This window comes from Pseudomonas putida (assembly GCA_041071465.1).
GTDB classification, from domain to species: Bacteria; Pseudomonadota; Gammaproteobacteria; order Pseudomonadales; family Pseudomonadaceae; genus Aquipseudomonas; species Aquipseudomonas putida_P.
Map to the genome: position 1 here is coordinate 3,997,523 of CP163498.1, position 19,255 is coordinate 4,016,777.

The window sequence follows — 19,255 nt, forward strand, 5'->3', positions numbered from 1 at the left end:
TTTCAGCAATCAACCTTTCAGCACGAAGCTGACAAGTCTCACTCAGCCTTGTTGATCGGCTTTTCCGGGTACCAGGCGTCCAGCAGCGGGCTGACTTCGATCTTGGTCAGTTCGCTACGGCCTTTGAGCCAGGCTTCAACGGCAGCACGCTGTTCTTCGCTGACCGAGCCACGTTTGACCGAGCAAACCAGGCCGAAATCGTCACCGCCTACATAATCCAGGCCGTTGGCGTCCATGGCTTCTTCCAGGAACGCGTCGAGGAAAGCATCGATTGCCTGGTCATCCAGATCTTCCTTGAATTCCAGGTTCAGCTCGAAGCCCAATTCCTGAAACTCGTCGACACACAGCTTCTTGCGCAGACGACGGGAGCGGTTTGTGGCCATGAAACAATCCTCTTAGGTAATAACGCCGCGCAGTCTACCAGTTAACACGCTTGGCTGCCTGCCTGAGTATCTGTGCTTGTGGCCAACTCCTTGGTCAGCGCACGTTCCACGCGGCACATATGCCGTGCCAGTGCCTGGCGCCGCAAGCGCACCTGGGCAGTGGGCAAACCAGCGGCTTCAAGCGCTTCGCAGGCCGCCATCAGGTAAGGGGCTTTCAGCATGCGCGCGGCGCTCAGCACCTTGTGGGCGTGCTCGGTGATCGCGCCGCTGTCATGTTGCGGATGCAGCATCATCAAGCTGGCGAGGTCGGCCTGCAGGCTCTGCTGCAAGGCCAGCAGGAAGCGCTGGCGCTCGAGTGGGTCAGGCCCTACCACGGCGGCCAGGCCGTCCAGCTGGTACAGCTTGCGTCGGGGGCGGTGTTGGCGGCGAGGGCGAATACCCGCCAGTCGCTGGCTGAGGGTGCTCAGGCTGATGGGCTTGAGCAGGCAGTCGTCCATGCCTGCGCTCAGGCACTTGCGGCGTACTTCCGGCTGTGCGTTGGCGGTGTAGCCAAGGATGGTGCAGCGTGGCCGCTTGCCATGGCGTTCTTCGGTGCGCACGGCCGTCGCCAGTTGGTAACCGTTCATGTGCGGCATGTTGCAGTCGAGTACCACGACATCGAATTCGCCCGCTCGCCAGGTGGCCAGGCCCTCGCGGCCATCGCGGGCGCTGCTGTGTTCCAGGCCCAGGTAGGCAAGCTGTTGCGCCATCAGCTGCAGGTTGGCCGGGTGATCATCGATCACCAGCACGTTCAGCCGTGGGTCGGGGACATCGAGGTGCTCGGGCAACGGTGCCGGCAGCACGGCGCCATCGACCCGTAGCAATGGCATCTTCAGCCGCACCTGGGTGCCGACATCTTCCAGGCTCTTGATGGACAGGTTGGCGCCCATCATGTCGCACAGGTTGCGGCAGATGGCCAGGCCCAGCCCGGTACCTGCACGGGCGCCCTGGCTGTGCGGGTTGGCCTGAATGAACGGGTTGAACAGGCGCTGCAGGTCGTCGGCGTGGATGCCGATGCCACTGTCGCGCACTTCAAGCTCCAGCGTTGCTGGCGTGTCAGCGCCCTCGTTCAGCAGGTCGACGCAAATACGCACCTGGCCGTGCTCGGTGAACTTGATGGCGTTGCTCACCAGGTTGGACAGCACCTGCTTGAAGCGCAGGGGGTCAAGCAGAACGTGGCAACGTGCGGCCGGCGCGATCATCACTTCCAGGACCAGGCCTTTTTGCCGCGCCTGGCCATCGAAAATGCGCCCCACCGATTCGATCAAGGCCGCCAGGTCGACCGCCTCCGGGGCCAGGGACAAGTGCCCGGACTCGATCCGTACGATATCCAGAATATCGCCGATCAGGCCCAGCAGGTCCTTGGCCGAATGGTGTGCCAGTTCCAGCGCGCTGCGGTCCACCCGGCCCTGGTCGGCACGCTTGACTGCCAGCTCGAGCATGCCGATGACGGCGTTCATCGGGGTGCGAATTTCGTGGCTGATGGTGGCCAGAAACGTGCTTTTGGCGCGGTTGGCATCGTCCGCCTGCTGCTTGGCCTGGCGCAGATCCATGACCAGTTGGCGGCGATCGCTGATGTCTATCCAGCCGCCGATGATGCCCTGCACTTCACCCAGGGAGTCGCGGTACGGCAAGATCCAGTGGTAGATGGTCAGTTCCCGACCCTTGATCCGTAGTGGACGGTCCTTGATCAGCGGTGAGCCCGCGGCCATGACTTCCAGGTGATCAGCCTGGATCTGCCGAGTCTGCTCGCTATCGGCGAACAGGCTGCAGTCCAGCTGTTTGCCGATAACCTGATCAGAGCTGGCCTGCACGGCTTCGAGGTAGCTGTAGTTACAACTTTTCAGGCACCCCTCGCGGTCACGCACATACATCGGGTGGGGGGTGCCGTTAAGCAGGGCACGCATGAATGCCAGCTGGTCGTTCAGCGCACGCTCGGCATGCTGACGCTGGCGAATCTGCAGGCGCAGGCGAGCGTTCCAGAGCAAGGCCAGCAGCAGAAGCAGGGCCGTGCCCAGCACCACCTGCAGGGCAAGCTGGCTATAGTCCCTGACGTTGTTATCTTCATGTCGGCCAAAGCCGCTCCAGCGGTTGTTGATTACCCCCAGCTCCTCCGGTGAGATGCTCAGCAGGGCCTTGTCGAGGATCGACACCAACGCAGGTGACTGGGCAGTGGTGGCCATCGCGAAATTGGCCGGTTCGCTACCGATCGAGGTGCGGATCACCAGTTCGGGGTTGCTGGCCAAGGCGTGGTTAGCATCTATCAGGGTGGTGATCACCGCATCTACGGCACCGCTGTTGAGTAACGCCATCGAGTAGAACGCGCTTTCGGTCTCGACCCAGCCGACCTGCGGATAGTGCCGCGACAGCATGGCGTCCATGGCGCTGTAGCGGGCGATGGCGATGCGATGACCTTGCAGTTGATCCAGCGAATTGAAGGCCGGATTGTCCTTGCAACTGACCAGCACATAGGTGCTTTCCAGGTAGGGACGGCTTAGTTGGAGGTTGTCCTCGCCCACCTCCGTGGTAGCCAATGCAGCAATCACATCCGCCCGGCCATCCTTCAGGCGAGCGATCATGTCGGCGATGCCGCTGGCGCGCTGTACTTCGAAACGCAAACCAGTGCGCAGGCGAATGAGCTCCAGCAGGTCGGCGGTGATGCCGCGAAAATGCCCCGCGTCGTCGAAATAGGATAGCGGGGCAGCTGTGTCGTCGATGACCACACGCATCACCGGGTGATCCTGCAACCATTGTTCCTCGCTTTCGCTCAACTGCAGGTTGCGGTCGGTCAACAGCAGGTCGCTGCCGGCGCTCCAGCGTTTGAAGATGCTGGCGCGCAGGGCTGGGGGCTGGTTGTCGAGGACGGCGTTCACCAGTTCCAACAGCAGGGTATCCTGCTGGCGCAGGGCAAAGCCGAAGCCGATGGCCTCATGCTTGCTGAAGTTGGCCATGCGCAGACGTGGCAGGTGGCCGCGGTTGAGCAGGTAGTGCGTGGAGATGGTGTCACCGATGAACACGTCGGCCTGGCCGAACGCCACGGCGTTCAATGCCTGGCTGGAAGAACCAAAGGCCAGCAGCTCTGCCTTGGGGTAGGCGCTGAGCACTTCCTGTCTGGGCAGGTAGTGGTAGAGCATGCCCAGGCGCATGCCGGTCAGGTCCAGGTCCAGCGCCCAGTTTTCGTCTTCACGCGTTACCAGTACCGGTTGATCGATGGCATAGGGGTGTGACAGCGCCAGGGCGTCATTGTCCGCCTCGTACCCATTGGCACTGCCCAGCAGGTCGATATCGCCGTTTCTGAGCGCCTCTACCGCAGCCTGTCGGCTGGAGAAGCGCAGCACCCGTACCGGCAACTGCAGGGCTTTGCCGATCAGGCTGGCGTAGTCGGCGGTCAGGCCCTGGTAATCATGGCCGCCACTGGTGATGTCAAACGGCGGATAGTCGGGGGCCGAGGTACCCAGCACCAGTTCCTGACGACCTTCCAGCCATTGCCGTTGTTCGGTCGTGAGCCGGGGCTGAGCCGGGGCGGACGATGTGCGTGCCAGCAACGTAAAGGACGAGGCTTCAAGATGGGCAGCCTGTGTCCCACCGCTGAACAGCAGCAGCGCGAGCAACAGGCGGGCGAGCGCGCAGGTCATGACCACTCTCAGACCAGCGCATTGCGCTTGGCCATTTCGATCAAGTCGACCAGCGTGTTGACCTGTAGCTTGTGCATGAGGCGCTTCTTGTAGGTGCTGACGGTCTTGCTGCTGAGAAACATGCCCTTGGCAATTTCCTTGTTGCTGCGGCCTTGAGCGAAAAGTTGCAGTACCATCAATTCACGGTCATTTACCTGGCGAAAAAGTTGCAAGTCGGTATCGATCACCTGGTTGTGCTTAATGGCCTGGCTGGGGAAATAGTTATAACCGGCCAGTACGGCTTTGATAGCACTGAGCAGTTCACTCAGGTCTTCCTGCTTGCACACGTAACCTGCGGCACCCGAGTGCATGCAGCGTACGGCAAACAATGCCGGGGATTGTGCAGTCAATACCAGCACCTTCAAGGGCAGGGCCATGGACTGAAACCGGGAAAGCACCTCCAGGCCGTCTAGCTTGGGAATGCTGATGTCGAGGATGACCAGATCGGGGTTGCTCTCGCGGATCATCTGCATGGCGTCTACGCCATTGTCCGACTCGCCGACAATTTTGTAGTTCTGGTTTTCCAGCAGCATACGGACGGCCAGGCGGATGACCGGGTGGTCGTCAACAATAAATATGGAGTGCATGTTCAACTTCCCTGCGGTCGATTGACGGTGACAGGTGGCACCTTATCGCAGTTGGAAGTCGTCTGGCATGGGAGGAAGGGCTGTTAGCGCCATATGGGAAATGGCTTACAAGATAAAACAAAACGGGCTACGAAATAGGCATGCTTAACGCAATGTCAAAGCGCACTTAGTAACTTTTCATTGATATTTATACGTGGTGTTTAGTTTTCAGCCAGCATGCGTAGGAAGTTTCCTGCAACACGCGGAGCAGCGCTGGGCCGAGCCCAGGCTGCACCGACGTGGTTCAGGTCGGGCTGGAGCGCCCGGTCATTTCCCGCGCCATTTCACTGGCGTAGCTGTCGGTCATGCCGGCGATAAAGTCGATCATGCGCAGGAAGGCGCTGTGCAACGAGGCGTGCGGGTCTGGTGCGTTGTTGCCGATCAGGTCCAGCACCCGGCGGCTCTTGAACGATGGCGTGCGCCCTCCGTGCTGTTCGAGTGCCGCACCGCAGAAGGTGTTCAGCAGTATTTCCAGGGTGGTGTAGGCGCCGATTTCGTGCAGGGTCTTACGCTTGTCCTGGAAGATTTTGTTGCGTGCCATGTCCTTGGCCTGCAGCACGCAGCGCTTGGCCGGGCCGTGCATATGCTCGACCAGGTCACCCGGCAGTCGCCCGGCCAGCAACGCCTGCTGCTGTTCGACGAAGGCGTGGGCGGCGGCGTTGGTCAGGTGTTCGATGGCCTTGCCGCGCAGGATTGCCAGCTTGCGTCTGCGGGAGTCGCGCGGGCCGAGCTGGCGGTAGGTTTCCGGCAGGTCTTCGCCGACCAGGTCGAGCAACAGCGCTTCGACTTCGGCGTATTGCAGCAGCTCCATTTCCAGGCCGTCTTCCAGGTCGATCAGCGCGTAACAGATGTCATCGGCAGCTTCCATCAGGTAAACCAGTGGGTGGCGCGCCCAGCGCTGGTGCTCCAGTTGGGGCAGGCCGAGCTTGCGGGCTATCTGCTCGAGCAGGGGTAGTTCGCTCTGGTAGCTGCCGAACTTGTGCTTCTTGTAGCCCAGGGCGTCGGCATGGCGGGCGCTCCAGGGGTACTTGAGGTAGGTGCCGAGGGTGGCATAGGTCAGCCGGGTGCCCCCGTCGAACTGGTGATACTCCAGTTGGGTGAGCACGCGAAAGCCTTGGGCGTTGCCTTCGAAGTTGAGGAAGTCGGCTCGCTCGTCGTCGCTCATGTCGTCCAGCCAGCCACGCCCGGCGGCCTGCTGGAACCAGTGGCGAATGGCGTCTTCGCCGGAGTGGCCGAAGGGCGGGTTGCCGATGTCGTGGGCCAGGCAGGCCGACTGCACGATCATCCCCAGGTCACTGGGGGCGCACCAGTCCGGCAGGCTGTCGCGCAGGGTTTCGCCGACGCGCATGCCCAGCGAGCGACCCACGCAGCTGACTTCCAGCGAATGGGTCAGGCGCGTGTGGATATGGTCGTTGCTGGAAACCGGGTGCACCTGGGTCTTGCGCCCGAGGCGGCGAAAGGCACCAGAGAAGATGATGCGGTCGTGGTCTTTGTGGAAGGGGCTGCGCCCGAGTTCATCGGCGCTGTACAGGGCTTTGCCCAGGCGTTCGCGGGTAAGCAGGGTGTGCCAGTCCAAGGCGCGGTCTCCGGTCGTTCGAAGCCAGCAGCATAGCCTGTAGGGGCAGCACAAGGCAGCTCCTGCAGGCTGCGCGCGTGTTCAGGGGCGGCGGTTGCCTTGCAGGTACAGGCGTACCAGCGGCAGCAGGCTGGTGCCCAACCGTACCAGGCGCGTCAGGTTGCCGCTGCGCACGCCTTTACCCGTGAGGAAGCCCAGCGCTACCACGGCGCCGATGCCCCACAGGGGCGCATGCTTGATTCCCAGGCCATCTTGCAGCGAGCTGCCCATGCCGCGTACGCGGCGCAGCGGCTCAAGCAACTGCCCGGACTCGTGGCGAATTTCCTGGCGGTGCATCTCCATGCGCAGGCGCAACAGCGCCTTGCGCAGTTCTCGCGGGTTACGCGTGTTCGGCAGTTCTGGCAGGCTCATGGCAACAGGCGCTCCCGGTCCTTGGCAAGTTCTTCGAGGGTGGCGCCGAAGGGCGATGACTCGTCGAACACCGCCGCCTTAAGGCGTACACCGCAGTACAGCGCAGCAATGCCATAGAACACGCACAGGCCGATGATCCCGGCCAGTCGATAGCTGTCCCACAGCAGCACCAGCAGCAGCCCGGACAGTGCGGTCAGCAGCAGCAGGGCGAACACCAGGCCCAGCCCGGCGAACAGCAGCAGGCGCAAGGTCCGGCCTTTCTGCTCCTGCAGCTCGATGCCGAACAGCTCGATGTGGCTGTGCAGCAGTCCCAGCGCGGCCGCGCCCAGGCGCCTGCCCGAGGCGCCGGAAGCGTTGGCTTCATTCTCCATGGGAACCCCTTAGCGCCGGTTGGCCAGCAGGCCGATCAACAGGCCGACGCCGGCCGCGATGCCGATCGCCTGCCACGGGTTTTCCTGTACGTACTGCTCGGCGCTGCCCAGCGCCGCCTGGCCGCGATCACGCACCGAGTCCTGGGTCAGTTGCAGGGTTTCGCGGGCCTGGGCCAGACGGTCGTGAATCTGTTCGCGCAATTCGTCGGCCTGGTCTCCGGCCAGGTTGGCGGTGTCCGCCAGCAGCTTCTCGGTGTCGCGCACCAAGGCCTGGAAGTCAGCCATCAATATCTCTTGTGCAGTCTTTGCCGATTTGCTGGCCATGGGTCTCTCCCTGTCGATGAGTGTTGGTAGTTCGAGTAACAGCACGCGTGGAAGGTTCAAGTGCCGGTGCTGGTATGGGCCTTGCTAAGCCTTTGCCACGTTGCGGGCGCCTCTGGCGGGTTTTGCGCCGTTTCAGGGCGCCATACGCAGCGAATACCGATAAACCTTAACCCAATCCACGACAAACCCAAGAAAAAACCACGCAGGCTTCGCCCGGCTCACCGAAGCAGGGCAGGGGGCTGGCACCGATTCGGTGCAGGGATGCAGGTTCTTGAACTGTCCTGGTGCCTTTTCAGCAGGTCTGCCTATTTCATGGAAAACATGCACAGCGCGATGGACTCCCTGGTCCACGGTTCCAACACCCTGTTCATACTCATGGGCGCCATTCTGGTGCTGGCCATGCATGCCGGCTTCGCGTTCCTCGAAGTGGGCACGGTGCGCCACAAGAACCAGGTCAACGCCTTGTCGAAGATCCTCAGCGACTTTGCCATTTCAGCGCTGGTGTACTTCTTTATAGGCTACTGGATCGCTTATGGGGTCAACTTCCTCCAGCCAGCGGCGACCCTGGCTGCCGACCATGGCTATGCGCTGGTCAAGTGCTTCTTCCTGCTCACCTTCGCGGCGGCGATCCCGGCGATCATCTCGGGTGGTATCGCCGAGCGGGCGCGCTTCGTTCCGCAGCTGTGTGCCACGGCGTTGATCGTGGCGTTCGTCTACCCGTTCTTCGAGGGTGTGGTATGGAACGGTAACCTGGGCGTGCAGGCCTGGCTGCAAGCACGCTTCGGCGCGCCGTTCCATGACTTTGCCGGCTCTGTGGTGGTGCATGCCATGGGCGGCTGGCTGGCGCTGGCGGCGGTGCTGTTGCTGGGTGCGCGCCGTGGGCGCTACCGCGATGGGCGGCTGGTGGCGTTTGCGCCGTCGAGCATTCCTTTCCTGGCACTGGGCTCGTGGATCCTGATCATCGGCTGGTTCGGCTTCAACGTCATGAGCGCCCAGACCTTGCAGGGTGTCAGCGGCCTGGTGGCGATCAACTCGCTGATGGCCATGGTCGGCGGCACACTGTCGGCCCTGCTGGCCGGGCGCAACGACCCGGGCTTCCTGCACAACGGGCCGCTGGCCGGGCTGGTGGCAATTTGCGCCGGCTCCGACCTGATGCACCCGATTGGCGCACTGGCCACGGGCCTGGTGGCGGGTGCGCTGTTCGTCTGGACCTTCACCGCAGCGCAGAACCGCTGGAAGATCGACGACGTACTCGGCGTGTGGCCATTGCACGGCTTGTGCGGTGTGTGGGGTGGCATTGCCTGCGGCATCTTCGGCCAGGTGGCGTTGGGCGGCATGGGGGTGTCAGCCTGGTCAGCCAACTGCTGGGCAGCCTGATGGGCGTGCTGGTGGCCTTGGTCGGTGGCTTTGCCGTGTACGGGGCAATTCGTGCGCTGCACGGCCTGCGCTTGAGCCATGAGCAGGAGTTCCAGGGCGCGGACTTGTCGTTGCACCGTATTGGCGCCACCAGCCAGGATTGAGCCAGGTCAGGTGCATGACGGGCGCGACAGACCTAGAATAGGTTTCTCTGCATGCCAAACCGGGATCTGCTCCATGCTGCCTGAATGCCAACTGTTCGGCACCCTCGGCTGCCACCTGTGCGAAGTGGCCGAGGCTGTGCTGATGCCTTTCGTCGATCACGGCCTGCTGGTGGAACTGGTCGACATCGCCGAGAGCGAGTCCTTGTTCGAGCGCTATGGCTTGATCATTCCGGTGCTGCGGCGCTGCGACAACAGCGCCGAGTTGCACTGGCCGTTCGATGCCGAACAGGTGGTGGCCTTTCTTGGGCAATGAAGGCCGCAGAGGAGTTGCAACCCTGCTCCATGGTCTGTGAAGCGAGCTGATGATCAGGTTCCGGCGCACTGGCGCCCAGACCTTCTCCATCATCGGAATCGCTCGCCATGTTGATCACTCCCCATTTCACCTTCGATGAAATGACCGTTTCCCAGCTCGCCGCCAGGGACGGATTCGATAACACCCCACCCCCTGAAGCCAGGGCCAACCTGCTGTTGCTGTGCTGTGCGCTGGAACAGGTACGTGCACTGTTCGACGCGCCCATCATTGTCAGCAGCGGCTATCGCAGTGAAAAGGTCAACCGGCTGATCGGCGGTGCCGTGAGCAGCCAGCATGTGCAAGGGCTGGCGGCGGACTTCACGGTGGTCGAGGTCAGCCCGCGTGAGACCGTGCGGCGGATCAGCGAAAGTGGCGTGCCCTTCGATCAACTCATTCTGGAATTCGACAAGTGGGTGCATCTGTCAGTGACGCGAGACACGCCGCGTAGACAGGTGCTGACCATACGCAAAGGGAGCGGCTACCTGGCGGGGCTGCAATGAAGCGCATTGACGGCAGCAAGGGTATGTTCGTATGCTGTATATAAATACAGTATTGAGGTGAAGCCATGCTCAACGTCGAGCAACTCAAGTACAGCGTCAACCGCATGCCCGTGGAGCGGGTGGCCGACGCCGTTCTGGAACTGCGCCTCGAAGGCCTGGTGACCGACGACCGCACGCCGTTCGGCAAGGTCCACTTCAATACCTGCTTCGCCGAGATCGAGGCCTTGTTCCAGCGTGCCGGTTACCACCGTGGGCTGGATGTGGTGGGCTACCAGGGGTTGCTCTATGCCCTCTATGACCCTGGCCGCTGGGAACCTGTGCAGGTGCTGCGCTGGCTGAAGGAACGCAGCGAGGCAGTGGCCGAGGCTGGTTGAGGGCGCGGGCTTGGGCGATAATGCGCGGCCGTGAACGTTACGAGCCTTGCCATGACCACGCCTTTCGACCCCGCCCGCCAGCAAGCCAGCACGGTGTGCCTGCCACCCGGTAATTGGGCGACAGTGCTCGATTGCTTGTGTGACCATTTCAAGGCCATCGACCGCGCCCAGTGGCTTGACCGCTTTGCCCGTGGCCGGGTGTTGAATGCCGAGGGGCAGGCGGTTTCCGCCGAGCTGCCTTACAAGCGTGGCATGCGTTTGCACTACTTCCGCGAAGTGCCGAACGAACGGCCAATCCCGGTGCAGGAGGTGGTGCTGCATGTGGACGAGCACTTGGTGGTGGCCGACAAACCGCATTTCCTACCGGTGACGCCGACGGGTGAGTACGTCGAGCAGACCTTGCTGCGCCGACTGATCCGTCGTCTGGGCAACCCACATTTGGTGCCGTTGCACCGCATTGACCGGCACACCGCAGGGCTTGTGCTGTTTTCCGCCAACCCGCAAAGCCGCAGCGCCTACCAGCGACTGTTCCCCGAGCGGCGTATCGACAAGCGCTACCAGGCCATTGCCGCTGCCCTGCCGCAGCATGCATTTCCACTTGTGCACAAAAGCCGCCTGGTGCATGGCGAGCCGTTTTTTCGCATGCACGAAGTTGAGGGCGAGGCCAACAGTGAAACCCTGGCCCAAGTGCTGGAAAAGAACGGTGAGCTGTGGCGCTATGGCTTGTCGCCAGTGACAGGCAAGACCCATCAGCTACGCGTGCACATGGCAGCGTTGGGGGCGGGGATCAGCAACGACCCTTTCTATCCGCAGTTGCGCAACGAAGAAGATGACTATCAGCGACCGCTGAAACTGTTGGCGCACAGCTTGCGTTTCGACGACCCGCTAAGCGGCGAAGAGCGCTTTTTCGAAAGCCGCTTGCAGTTGGACTGGTAATGCAGCAAGCCGGGCTTACGCGGTCCCTGCAGGCAGCCTTGTGTCGCGAAAGGGCGTTCCTACAGGGACGGCGCAAGCCTGCTGCAATCAGCGGTTGAACCGCTCCACCAACGAATACTGGCTCCCTGCCGTGCTGGTCAGTTCCTCGCTAAGCAGTGCCGAGTGCTGCGCCTGCTCGGCGGTCTGGTCGGCCAGTTCGGCAATGGTGCTGATGTTGCGGCTGATTTCGTCAGCCACTGCGGTCTGCTCCTCGGTCGCTGCGGCAATCTGGGTGGCCATGTCGGTGATGTTGGCCACCGCTTCGCTGATCCCCACCAATGCTTCGTCAGCCTGCATCACCCGGTCGACACCTTCCTGCGCCTGGCGGTGGCCGGTTTCCATGGTCAGCACGGCATTGCTGGCGGTTTGTTGCAACTTGGCGATCAGGCCGTGGATCTGCCCGGTGGATTCGGCGGTGCGCTGGGCCAGCTGGCGCACTTCATCGGCTACCACGGCAAAGCCGCGGCCCATTTCACCGGCACGCGCCGCTTCGATGGCCGCATTCAGCGCCAGCAGGTTGGTCTGGTCGGCGATACCCTTGATCACGTCGACCACGCCACCAATTTCATCGCTGTCCTTGGCCAGTTGCGTCACCGTCTGGCCGGTTTCGCCCACCGCCGCCGACAGGCGTTCAATGGCCTCGCGGGTTTCCCCGGCAATCTGCCGGCCCTGGCTGGTCAGGCGGTTGGCTTCCTGGGTGGCGTCGGCAGTACGCTGCACGTGGTTGGCTACTTCCTGAGTGGTGGCGGCCATCTGGTTTACCGCAGCGGCAACCTGCTCGGTCTCCACTCGCTGGCGTTCCAGCCCCGAGGAGCTCTTGTGCGCCAGGGCATCGGACTGACGCGCCTGGTCGCTGAGGTGCTCGGCACTGTCCTGCAGGCGGGTCAGGCAGGTTTTCATGCGGGCATCCTGGCTGAGCATGGCCATTTCCAGGCGCGCCTGCACGCCACGGCTGTCGGTGTACATCTGTGCGATCAGCGGGTCGGAAGTGGTCTGTTCGGCCAGACGCAACAGGCGCTTGAGGCCGCGTTGCTGCCAGCTCAGGCCGAGCAGGCCCAAGGGCACGGATAGCCCGGCAGCCAGGGCAAAGCCCCAGGAATGGCCCAGCCAGTTGCCGATCAGGAAGCCTACCTGGCTGATGAGGATGAACGGCAGCCAGTCCTGCAGCACTGGCAGCCACTTGTCCCTGCGAGGTACGGCCGGCTTGCCCTGGTTGATGCGCTGGTACAGGCCTTCGGCGCGACGGATCTGCTCGGCGGTGGGTTTGACTCGCACCGACTCGAAGCCGACAACTTGGTTGTTATCGAAGATGGGTGTGACGTAGGCGTTGACCCAGTAATGGTCGCCAGACTTGCAGCGGTTCTTGACGATACCCATCCATGGCTGGCCCTGCTTGAGGGTTTGCCACATGTGGGCAAACACTGCAGCCGGCACGTCGGGGTGGCGTACCAGGTTGTGCGGCGCGCCCGTCAGCTCTTCGCGGGTGAAACCGCTGATTTCGATGAAGGCATCGTTGCAGTAGGTGATCACGCCCTTGGCGTTGGTGGTGGAGATCAACCGCTGCTGGGCAGGGAAAGTCCGTTCTCTCTGGGTAATCGGCTGGTTGTTACGCATGGGTTGATAGTCCGCAGGGCTTTGGACGGTTATCGGCAAGCGGCTGGTTTTATTGAATGATTATTTAATGGAGCGTCGTTGGAGCTATGGCGCCTGTGAAATCGAGCGCCGCGCGGGCGGCGCTCGATTTCACAGGCGCTGCATATCTTCAGCCAGGCACCTCAGCCAGCAATCAGCTGACGCAACACATAATGCAGAATGCCCCCGGCCCTGAAATACTCCACTTCATTCAGGGTATCGATCCGGCACAACACGTCGATCTGTTCCTGCTGGCCATCCTCGCGGGTGATGCGCAAGGGCAAGCTCATGCCCGGGCGAATCTGCGCGCCGTTCAAACCCAGCACATCGATTTGCTCCTTGCCGGTGAGCCCCAGCTGCTTGCGGTCGTTCCCGGCCTTGAATTGCAGAGGCAGCACGCCCATGCCGACCAGGTTGGAGCGATGAATACGCTCGAAGCTTTCTGCGAGCACGGCTTTGACACCCAGCAGGTTGGTACCCTTGGCTGCCCAGTCGCGGCTCGAGCCGGTGCCGTATTCCTGGCCGGCGATCACCACCAGCGGGGTGCCTTCCTGCTGGTAACGCATGGCCGCATCATAGATCGACAACTTCTCGCCAGTGGGCACGTGCAAGGTGTTGCCGCCTTCTTCCCCCCCAGCATTTCGTTGCGGATACGGATGTTGGCGAAGGTGCCACGCATCATCACCTCGTGGTTGCCACGCCGCGAGCCGTAGGAGTTGAAGTCGCGTGGTTCTACGCCTTGTTCGCGCAGGTAGCGCCCGGCCGGGCTGTCGGCCTTGATGTTGCCAGCGGGGGAGATGTGGTCGGTGGTCATCGAGTCGCCCAGCAGTGCCAGCACCCGCGCGCCGTGGATGTCGGCGATGGCTGGTGGCGGCCCGCCGATGCCGTCGAAGAACGGCGGGTGCTGGATGTAGGTGGAGTCAGCCTGCCACACGTAGGTGGCGGCCTGTGGCACCTCGATGGCCTGCCACTGCGCATCACCTGCGAACACTTCGGCGTATTCCTTGTGGAACATTGCCGTGTCGACCTTGGCCACTGCTTCGGCAATTTCCTGCTGGCTGGGCCAGATATCGCGCAGGTACACAGGTTGGCCGTCTTTGCCGGTGCCCAGCGGATCACGGGTGAGGTCCATGCGTACGCTACCGGCCAGCGCATAGGCCACGACCAGCGGCGGCGAAGCCAGCCAGTTGGTCTTGACCAGGGGGTGCACGCGGCCCTCGAAATTGCGGTTGCCCGATAGCACCGAGGCCACGGTGAGGTCGGCGCTGCCGATGGCCTTCTCGATCGCTTCGTCCAGCGGGCCGGAGTTGCCGATGCAGGTGGTGCAGCCATAACCGACCAGGTCGAAACCAAGCTGGTCGAGGTAAGGCGTGAGCCCGGCTGCCTTGAAGTAGTCGGTGACAACCTTGGAGCCCGGCGCCAGCGAGCTCTTGACCCAGGGCTTGCGTTGCAGGCCTTTTTCCAGCGCTTTTTTCGCCACCAACCCGGCAGCCATCATCACGCTGGGGTTCGACGTGTTGGTGCACGAGGTGATTGCGGCAATCACCACGGCGCCATCGCGCAGGGTGTGAGTCTGGCCCTGATGGCTGTAGTCGATCTCACCGGCCTGGTCGGCGTTGCCCACTGCCACACCGCCGCCGCCTTCGCTTTCCAGGCGGCCAACTTCTTTGGCCAGTGGTTTGGGTTGCAGCTCGATGAAATGGTCGAAGGCCTGGCTGACCTGGCCCAGTGCCACGCGGTCCTGTGGCCGTTTCGGCCCGGCCAGGCTGGCTTCGACCTCGTGCATGTCCAGTGCCAGCGTGTCGCTGAACAACGGCTCCTGGCCGGGCAAGCGCCACATGCCTTGAGCCTTGCAGTACTGCTCGACCAACTGTACGGTCGCTTCGGGGCGGCCCGACAGGCGCAGGTAGTCCAGGGTGACCTGGTCGACCGGGAAGAAACCACAGGTAGCGCCGTATTCCGGGGCCATGTTGGCAATGGTCGCGCGGTCGGCCAGGGGCAATTCAGCCAGGCCGTCGCCGTAGAACTCGACAAATTTGCCCACCACGCCCTTCTTGCGCAGCATCTGCGTCACCGTCAGCACCAGGTCGGTGGCAGTGATGCCTTCGCGCAGCTTGCCGGTCAGCTTGAAGCCGATGACTTCGGGGATCAGCATCGACACCGGCTGGCCGAGCATGGCGGCCTCCGCCTCGATGCCACCGACCCCCCAGCCGAGCACGCCCAAGCCGTTGATCATGGTGGTGTGCGAGTCGGTGCCGACCAGGGTGTCGGGGAAGGCATAGGTGCGGCCGTCGGCCTCACGGGTCCACACTGTGCGGCCCAGGTACTCCAGGTTGACCTGGTGGCAGATGCCGGTGCCCGGTGGCACCACGCGGAAATTGTCGAAGGCGCTCTGGCCCCAGCGCAGGAAGGCGTAGCGCTCACCATTGCGCTGCATTTCGATGTCGACGTTTTCGCTGAAGGCTTGCGGCGTGCCGTAGCGGTCGACCATCACCGAGTGGTCGATCACCAGGTCTACCGGAGACAGCGGGTTGATCCGTTGTGGGTCACCACCGGCCTTGGCCATGGCGGCGCGCATGGCGGCCAAGTCGACCACGGCCGGTACACCAGTGAAGTCCTGCATCAGCACCCGCGCCGGGCGGTACTGGATTTCGCGGTCGGAACGCCGCTCGCCCAGCCACTGGGCGAGGGCGCGCAGGTCGTCGCCGGTGACGGTATGGCCGTCCTCCCAGCGCAGCAGGTTTTCCAGCAGCACCTTCAGCGACATGGGCAGGCGCTGCAGGTCACCCAGCTGGCGGGCGGCCTCGGTGAGGCTAAAGTAGTGGTAGGTCTGGTCACCGACCTTGAGGGGCTTGAGCGTGTTCAGGCTATCGAGCGAGGGCATTGCCAACTCCTTCTGCACCGGTGCCCGGCAACTACTCACGGTTTGCCGGTAGCACCGCTCTATATCGGTCCGCACGGCACGGACCTGGCTGAATGGTCAGGTTAGACCGGTTTCGCCTAACTGACCCTTTTCTGGACCGGCGGGGCATGTCGCAGGTTCCGAACTTCCTTTATCATCGCCGCCCTGCCGGCGCCTGTGGTGCGCCAGCCGTAGTGGAGTGAGAAATGAATACCCTGTTCATGCATTGCCGGCCCGGTTTCGAGGGTGAGGTTTGCGCCGAAATCAGCGAACATGCCGCCCGCCTGGGTGTTTCCGGCTATGCCAAAAGCAAGCCGCAAAGTGCCAGCGCCGAGTTTGTCTGCAGCGAGGAGGGCGGTGCCGAGCGGTTGATGGGGGAGCTGCGCTTCAACCAGCTGATTTTCCCGCGGCAGTGGGCCCGTGGTGGTTTTGTCGAGTTGCCGGAAACTGACCGCATCAGTGTGCTGCTGTCGCAGCTGGCCGATTTCCCGGTGTTCGGCAGCCTGTGGCTGGAGGTGCTGGACAGCAATGAAGGCAAGGAATTGTCCACCTTCTGCCGCAAGTTCGAAGTGCCGTTGCGCAAGGCGCTGGAGAAGGCCGGCCGGCTGGTCGACGATGCCAGTCGGCCGCGCTTGCTGCTCAGCTTCATCAGTGGCCGGCGGGTCTTTGTCGGTGTTGCCCCAGCCAACAACAGCGCGTTGTGGCCCATGGGGATTCCGCGCCTGAAGTTCCCCCGCGAGGCGCCTAGCCGTTCGACCCTCAAGCTGGAAGAAGCCTGGCATCAGTTCATCCCGCGTGAGCAGTGGGAACAGCGCCTGGGTGATGACATGACCGGCGTCGACCTGGGGGCCTCGCCGGGGGGATGGACCTATCAGCTGGTGCGCCGTGGCATGTTGGTGACGGCGATCGACAACGGGCCGATGGCCGAAAGCCTGATGGATACTGGGCTGGTTCAGCACCTGATGGCTGATGGGTTCACCTGGCAGCCGAAGCAGCCGGTGGACTGGATGGTGTGCGACATCGTCGAGAAGCCGGCGCGTACTACCTCACTGATCGAGACCTGGCTGGGGGAGGGACTGTGTCGCGAGGCGGTGGTCAACTTGAAATTGCCGATGAAGCAGCGCTATGCCGAAGTACGGCGGCTGCTCGACCGCATGGAGGCGACGTTCAAGGCACGCAAAATTCGGGTGTCGATTGCTTGCAAGCAGCTGTATCACGACCGGGAGGAAGTGACTTGTCACCTGCGTCGGCTTGATTTGAAACCGCGCTAAGCACAGCGCGCCTAGCTCTTTGCTCTTTGCTCTTTGCTCTTTGCTCTTTGCTCTTTGCTCTTGCTTCGGCTTTTGCTTCTAAGCGCGCGATAGTCCAGGCGACGCAGGTTGCGACTTCAGGAGGCCGAGCGCAGGGCTTGCGGAGGGAGGTGACGGGCATGGATGCCCGTCAAGCGCTGGGCCCCAGGATGGGGCCTGCAGCGCGGTCCTCCCGGGAGCAAGCCCGGAGCGAGGGGACCCCGGAGCGCAGCGCAGGGGCCGGATGATGGGAGCGGACGGTTTTTGGTTCCTTTTTGCCACGACAAAAAGGGACCCGCCGTAAGGGCGGAAAGGTGACTTTGCGCCACCTGAGTGAATGAATGTTTACTCGGTGTGAAGGCCCACATCCAAGAAGCAAGAAGCAAGGCAGTTTTGACTGTTTTGACTCAGCGAACAGTCCGTTTGCGATGGCGACACTGACTCACCCTTTCGCCCTTACGGCGAGTCACTTTTTGTCAAACGCGACAAAAAGTAACCAAAAAACGCTGCGCTCCCATCATCCGGCCCCTACGCTGCGCTCCGGGGTTCCCTCACTCCGGCCTTGCTCCCGGGAGGACCGCGCTGCAGGCCCCATCCTGGGGCCCAGCGCTTGACGGGCATCCATGCCCGTCACCTCCCTCCGCAAGGCCTGCGTTCGGCCTCCTGAAGTCGCGAAGATCAAGATCAAGATCAAGATCAAGATCAAGATCAAGAGCGAGGCGAGGGAGAGCGGGCGCGTAGCGCGATTCGTAAGCGGTGCTTGGACCGCGTCGCGCTATGCGCGACAATAACGATCATTTTCGGAGCCCCCCATGACCGATTTCACCCCCGACGCCGTCCTCGATGCCACCGGCCTGAACTGCCCGGAACCTGTGATGATGCTGCACCAGCACGTGCGTAACCTGGCCGCCGGCGGCCTGCTCAAGGTCATCGCCACCGACCCGTCGACACGCCGCGACATTCCCAAGTTCTGCAACTTCCTCGGCCATGAGCTGCTACAGCAGCAAGAAGACGCCGGCACGTTCCTGTACTGGATCCGCAAAAAAGCCGACTGAATCGCTCTGGATCAAGCCCGGCGTACCGCCTACACTGCGTTCCCCAGACAGGAGAGCGCCATGCTGATAGTTGCCGACGAGAACATCCCGCTGCTCGATGCCTTCTTCCAGGGTTTCGGTGAAATTCGCCGCTACCCCGGCCGAAGCCTCGATGCCGCCAGCGTCAAGGACGCCGATATCCTGCTGGTGCGCTCGGTGACCAAAGTCGACCGCCAACTGCTCGAAGGCAGCCGTGTACGCTTTGTCGGCACGTGCACTATCGGCACCGATCACCTGGACCTGGACTACTTTGCCCAAGCCAGTATCTCCTGGAGCAGCGCGCCGGGCTGCAATGCCCGGGGCGTGGTCGATTACGTGCTGGGCAGTTTGCTGACCCTGGCCGAGCTGGATGGCGTAGCGCTGGCCGAACGCGTCTACGGCGTTGTGGGCGCGGGAGAGGTGGGGGGGCGCCTGGTGCGGGTACTGCACGGGCTGGGCTGGAAGGTGCTGGTCTGCGACCCGTTGCGCCAAGCCGCCGAGGGTGGAGACTACGTCAGCCTCGAAACCATTGTGCAGCAGTGTGATGTGATCAGCCTGCACACCCCATTGCAGCGCGGCGGCGAACACCCCACCTGGCACCTGCTGGGGCCGGCGCAGCTGGCACAGTTGCGCCCTGGGGCCTGGTTGGTCAATGCCAGCCGTGGCCCGGTGGTGGACAACATCGCCCTGCGCGAGCTGCTGCTGGACCGCGAAGACGTGCATGCGGTGCTGGATGTGTGGGAAGGTGAACCGCAGGTCGACTTGCAGCTGGCCGACCTGTGCACCCTGGCTTCGCCACACATTGCCGGCTACAGCCTCGATGGTCGCCAACGTGGCACGGCACAGATCTACCAGGCGCTTTGCCGCTTCCTGGGAGTAGACGAGCAGGTGCAACTGGCCGACCTGTTGCCCCGGCCAGCACTGGCGCAGGTCGAACTGGATGCCAGTACCGACCCGGCCTGGGCGCTGGCCACCCTGTGCCGCGCCGTGTACGACCCGCGCCGCGACGATGCCGATTTCCGTCGTAGCCTGAGCGATGACCCGCAGTTACAGCGAGCGGCGTTCGACCAGTTGCGCAAGCACTATCCGCCACGGCGCGAAATCGAGGGGCTGGCAGTGCGCTTGCGCGGGGAGTCGCCGCAGTTGGCGCAGCTGGTCAGTGCCTTGGGTGGGGCGTTGGTCTAAGCGACCTTGCCGAGCAATAAAAACCCGGCGCAAGCGCCGGGTTGCAAAA

At 62.8% G+C, this 19,255-nt stretch carries 15 protein-coding genes and 2 pseudogenes; 8 read left to right on the forward strand and 9 right to left on the reverse strand.

Annotated elements, in window-relative coordinates:
* Positions 1-38 precede the first annotated feature (38 nt).
* The 7 genes from AB5975_18440 to AB5975_18470 all read right to left on the reverse strand — a co-directional run bounded on the left by AB5975_18440 (position 39) and on the right by AB5975_18470 (position 7,404).
* Entirely contained in the window at positions 39-383 is a 345-nt protein-coding gene (locus AB5975_18440; protein XDR18598.1) for a YggL family protein, read from the reverse strand.
* Positions 384-424: 41 nt separating this feature from the next.
* Positions 425-4,057: a transporter substrate-binding domain-containing protein gene (locus AB5975_18445; GenBank protein ID XDR18599.1), complete on the reverse strand. Its 3,633-nt coding sequence runs from the start codon at positions 4,055-4,057 to the stop codon at positions 425-427.
* An 8-nt stretch (positions 4,058-4,065) separates the two neighbouring features.
* On the reverse strand, positions 4,066-4,683 hold the full coding sequence (locus AB5975_18450) for a response regulator (GenBank protein ID XDR18600.1): 618 nt from the start codon (positions 4,681-4,683) through the stop codon (positions 4,066-4,068).
* A gap of 283 nt (positions 4,684-4,966) precedes the next feature.
* Positions 4,967-6,298 (reverse strand): deoxyguanosinetriphosphate triphosphohydrolase, encoded by a 1,332-nt coding sequence (locus AB5975_18455; protein XDR18601.1) that lies wholly within the window; start codon positions 6,296-6,298, stop codon positions 4,967-4,969.
* Positions 6,299-6,379: 81 nt separating this feature from the next.
* A complete protein-coding gene (locus AB5975_18460; GenBank protein XDR18602.1) occupies positions 6,380-6,709 on the reverse strand; it encodes a hypothetical protein in 330 nt (109 codons plus the stop codon).
* Positions 6,706-7,080, reverse strand: a complete 375-nt coding sequence (locus AB5975_18465; GenBank protein XDR18603.1) for a phage holin family protein — start codon at positions 7,078-7,080, stop codon at positions 6,706-6,708. Before AB5975_18465 ends, AB5975_18460 begins: the two co-directional genes overlap by 4 nt.
* A gap of 9 nt (positions 7,081-7,089) precedes the next feature.
* Entirely contained in the window at positions 7,090-7,404 is a 315-nt protein-coding gene (locus AB5975_18470) for a YqjD family protein (GenBank protein XDR18604.1), read from the reverse strand.
* Between the two features lie 312 nt (positions 7,405-7,716).
* On the opposite strand from AB5975_18470, the pseudogene AB5975_18475 reads away from it, so the two are divergent.
* From AB5975_18475 to AB5975_18495, 5 genes and pseudogenes are all read left to right on the forward strand, one after another.
* Positions 7,717-8,924 (forward strand): annotated as a pseudogene (locus AB5975_18475) (ammonium transporter).
* A gap of 73 nt (positions 8,925-8,997) precedes the next feature.
* Positions 8,998-9,237, forward strand: a complete 240-nt coding sequence (locus AB5975_18480; GenBank protein XDR18605.1) for a glutaredoxin family protein — start codon at positions 8,998-9,000, stop codon at positions 9,235-9,237.
* A 107-nt stretch (positions 9,238-9,344) separates the two neighbouring features.
* A complete protein-coding gene (locus AB5975_18485) occupies positions 9,345-9,776 on the forward strand; it encodes a D-Ala-D-Ala carboxypeptidase family metallohydrolase (GenBank protein XDR18606.1) in 432 nt (143 codons plus the stop codon).
* A 65-nt stretch (positions 9,777-9,841) separates the two neighbouring features.
* A complete protein-coding gene (locus AB5975_18490; protein XDR18607.1) occupies positions 9,842-10,150 on the forward strand; it encodes a transcriptional regulator in 309 nt (102 codons plus the stop codon).
* Positions 10,151-10,201: 51 nt separating this feature from the next.
* The gene (locus tag AB5975_18495; protein XDR18608.1) at positions 10,202-11,086 is read left to right on the forward strand and encodes a pseudouridine synthase; all 885 of its coding nucleotides are present in this window, start codon (positions 10,202-10,204) and stop codon (positions 11,084-11,086) included.
* 87 nt (positions 11,087-11,173) lie between these two features.
* On the opposite strand, the gene AB5975_18500 is transcribed toward AB5975_18495, so the two are convergent.
* Both AB5975_18500 and acnA read right to left on the reverse strand, forming a co-directional pair.
* Complete coding sequence (locus AB5975_18500) at positions 11,174-12,739, reverse strand: methyl-accepting chemotaxis protein (GenBank protein ID XDR18609.1); 1,566 nt, start codon at positions 12,737-12,739, stop codon at positions 11,174-11,176.
* 161 nt (positions 12,740-12,900) lie between these two features.
* Positions 12,901-15,641 (reverse strand): annotated as a pseudogene (acnA, locus tag AB5975_18505) (aconitate hydratase AcnA).
* Between the two features lie 224 nt (positions 15,642-15,865).
* On the opposite strand from acnA, the gene rlmM reads away from it, so the two are divergent.
* The 3 genes from rlmM (at position 15,866) to pdxB (ending at position 19,206) form a co-directional block, all read left to right on the forward strand.
* Positions 15,866-16,930, forward strand: coding sequence for a 23S rRNA (cytidine(2498)-2'-O)-methyltransferase RlmM (gene rlmM / locus AB5975_18510; GenBank protein ID XDR18610.1), 1,065 nt, complete (start codon positions 15,866-15,868; stop codon positions 16,928-16,930).
* Between the two features lie 830 nt (positions 16,931-17,760).
* Entirely contained in the window at positions 17,761-18,003 is a 243-nt protein-coding gene (tusA, locus tag AB5975_18515) for a sulfurtransferase TusA (GenBank protein XDR18611.1), read from the forward strand.
* Positions 18,004-18,063: 60 nt separating this feature from the next.
* Positions 18,064-19,206 (forward strand): 4-phosphoerythronate dehydrogenase PdxB, encoded by a 1,143-nt coding sequence (pdxB, locus tag AB5975_18520; GenBank protein ID XDR18612.1) that lies wholly within the window; start codon positions 18,064-18,066, stop codon positions 19,204-19,206.
* The last annotated feature ends 49 nt before the right edge of the window (positions 19,207-19,255 follow it).

Excerpts from the sequence above, each read along its gene's own strand:
- AB5975_18440 (XDR18598.1), bottom strand. The coding sequence starts at position 383 with ATGGCCACAAACCGCTCCCGTCGTCTGCGCAAGAAGCTGTGTGTCGAC.
- AB5975_18445 (XDR18599.1), bottom strand. The coding sequence starts at position 4,057 with ATGACCTGCGCGCTCGCCCGCCTGTTGCTCGCGCTGCTGCTGTTCAGC.
- AB5975_18450 (XDR18600.1), bottom strand. The coding sequence starts at position 4,683 with ATGCACTCCATATTTATTGTTGACGACCACCCGGTCATCCGCCTGGCC.
- AB5975_18460 (XDR18602.1), bottom strand. The coding sequence starts at position 6,709 with ATGAGCCTGCCAGAACTGCCGAACACGCGTAACCCGCGAGAACTGCGC.
- AB5975_18465 (XDR18603.1), bottom strand. The coding sequence starts at position 7,080 with ATGGAGAATGAAGCCAACGCTTCCGGCGCCTCGGGCAGGCGCCTGGGC.
- AB5975_18470 (XDR18604.1), bottom strand. The coding sequence starts at position 7,404 with ATGGCCAGCAAATCGGCAAAGACTGCACAAGAGATATTGATGGCTGAC.
- AB5975_18480 (XDR18605.1), top strand. The coding sequence starts at position 8,998 with ATGCTGCCTGAATGCCAACTGTTCGGCACCCTCGGCTGCCACCTGTGC.
- AB5975_18485 (XDR18606.1), top strand. The coding sequence starts at position 9,345 with ATGTTGATCACTCCCCATTTCACCTTCGATGAAATGACCGTTTCCCAG.
- AB5975_18490 (XDR18607.1), top strand. The coding sequence starts at position 9,842 with ATGCTCAACGTCGAGCAACTCAAGTACAGCGTCAACCGCATGCCCGTG.
- AB5975_18495 (XDR18608.1), top strand. The coding sequence starts at position 10,202 with ATGACCACGCCTTTCGACCCCGCCCGCCAGCAAGCCAGCACGGTGTGC.
- AB5975_18500 (XDR18609.1), bottom strand. The coding sequence starts at position 12,739 with ATGCGTAACAACCAGCCGATTACCCAGAGAGAACGGACTTTCCCTGCC.
- rlmM (XDR18610.1), top strand. The coding sequence starts at position 15,866 with ATGAATACCCTGTTCATGCATTGCCGGCCCGGTTTCGAGGGTGAGGTT.
- tusA (XDR18611.1), top strand. The coding sequence starts at position 17,761 with ATGACCGATTTCACCCCCGACGCCGTCCTCGATGCCACCGGCCTGAAC.
- pdxB (XDR18612.1), top strand. The coding sequence starts at position 18,064 with ATGCTGATAGTTGCCGACGAGAACATCCCGCTGCTCGATGCCTTCTTC.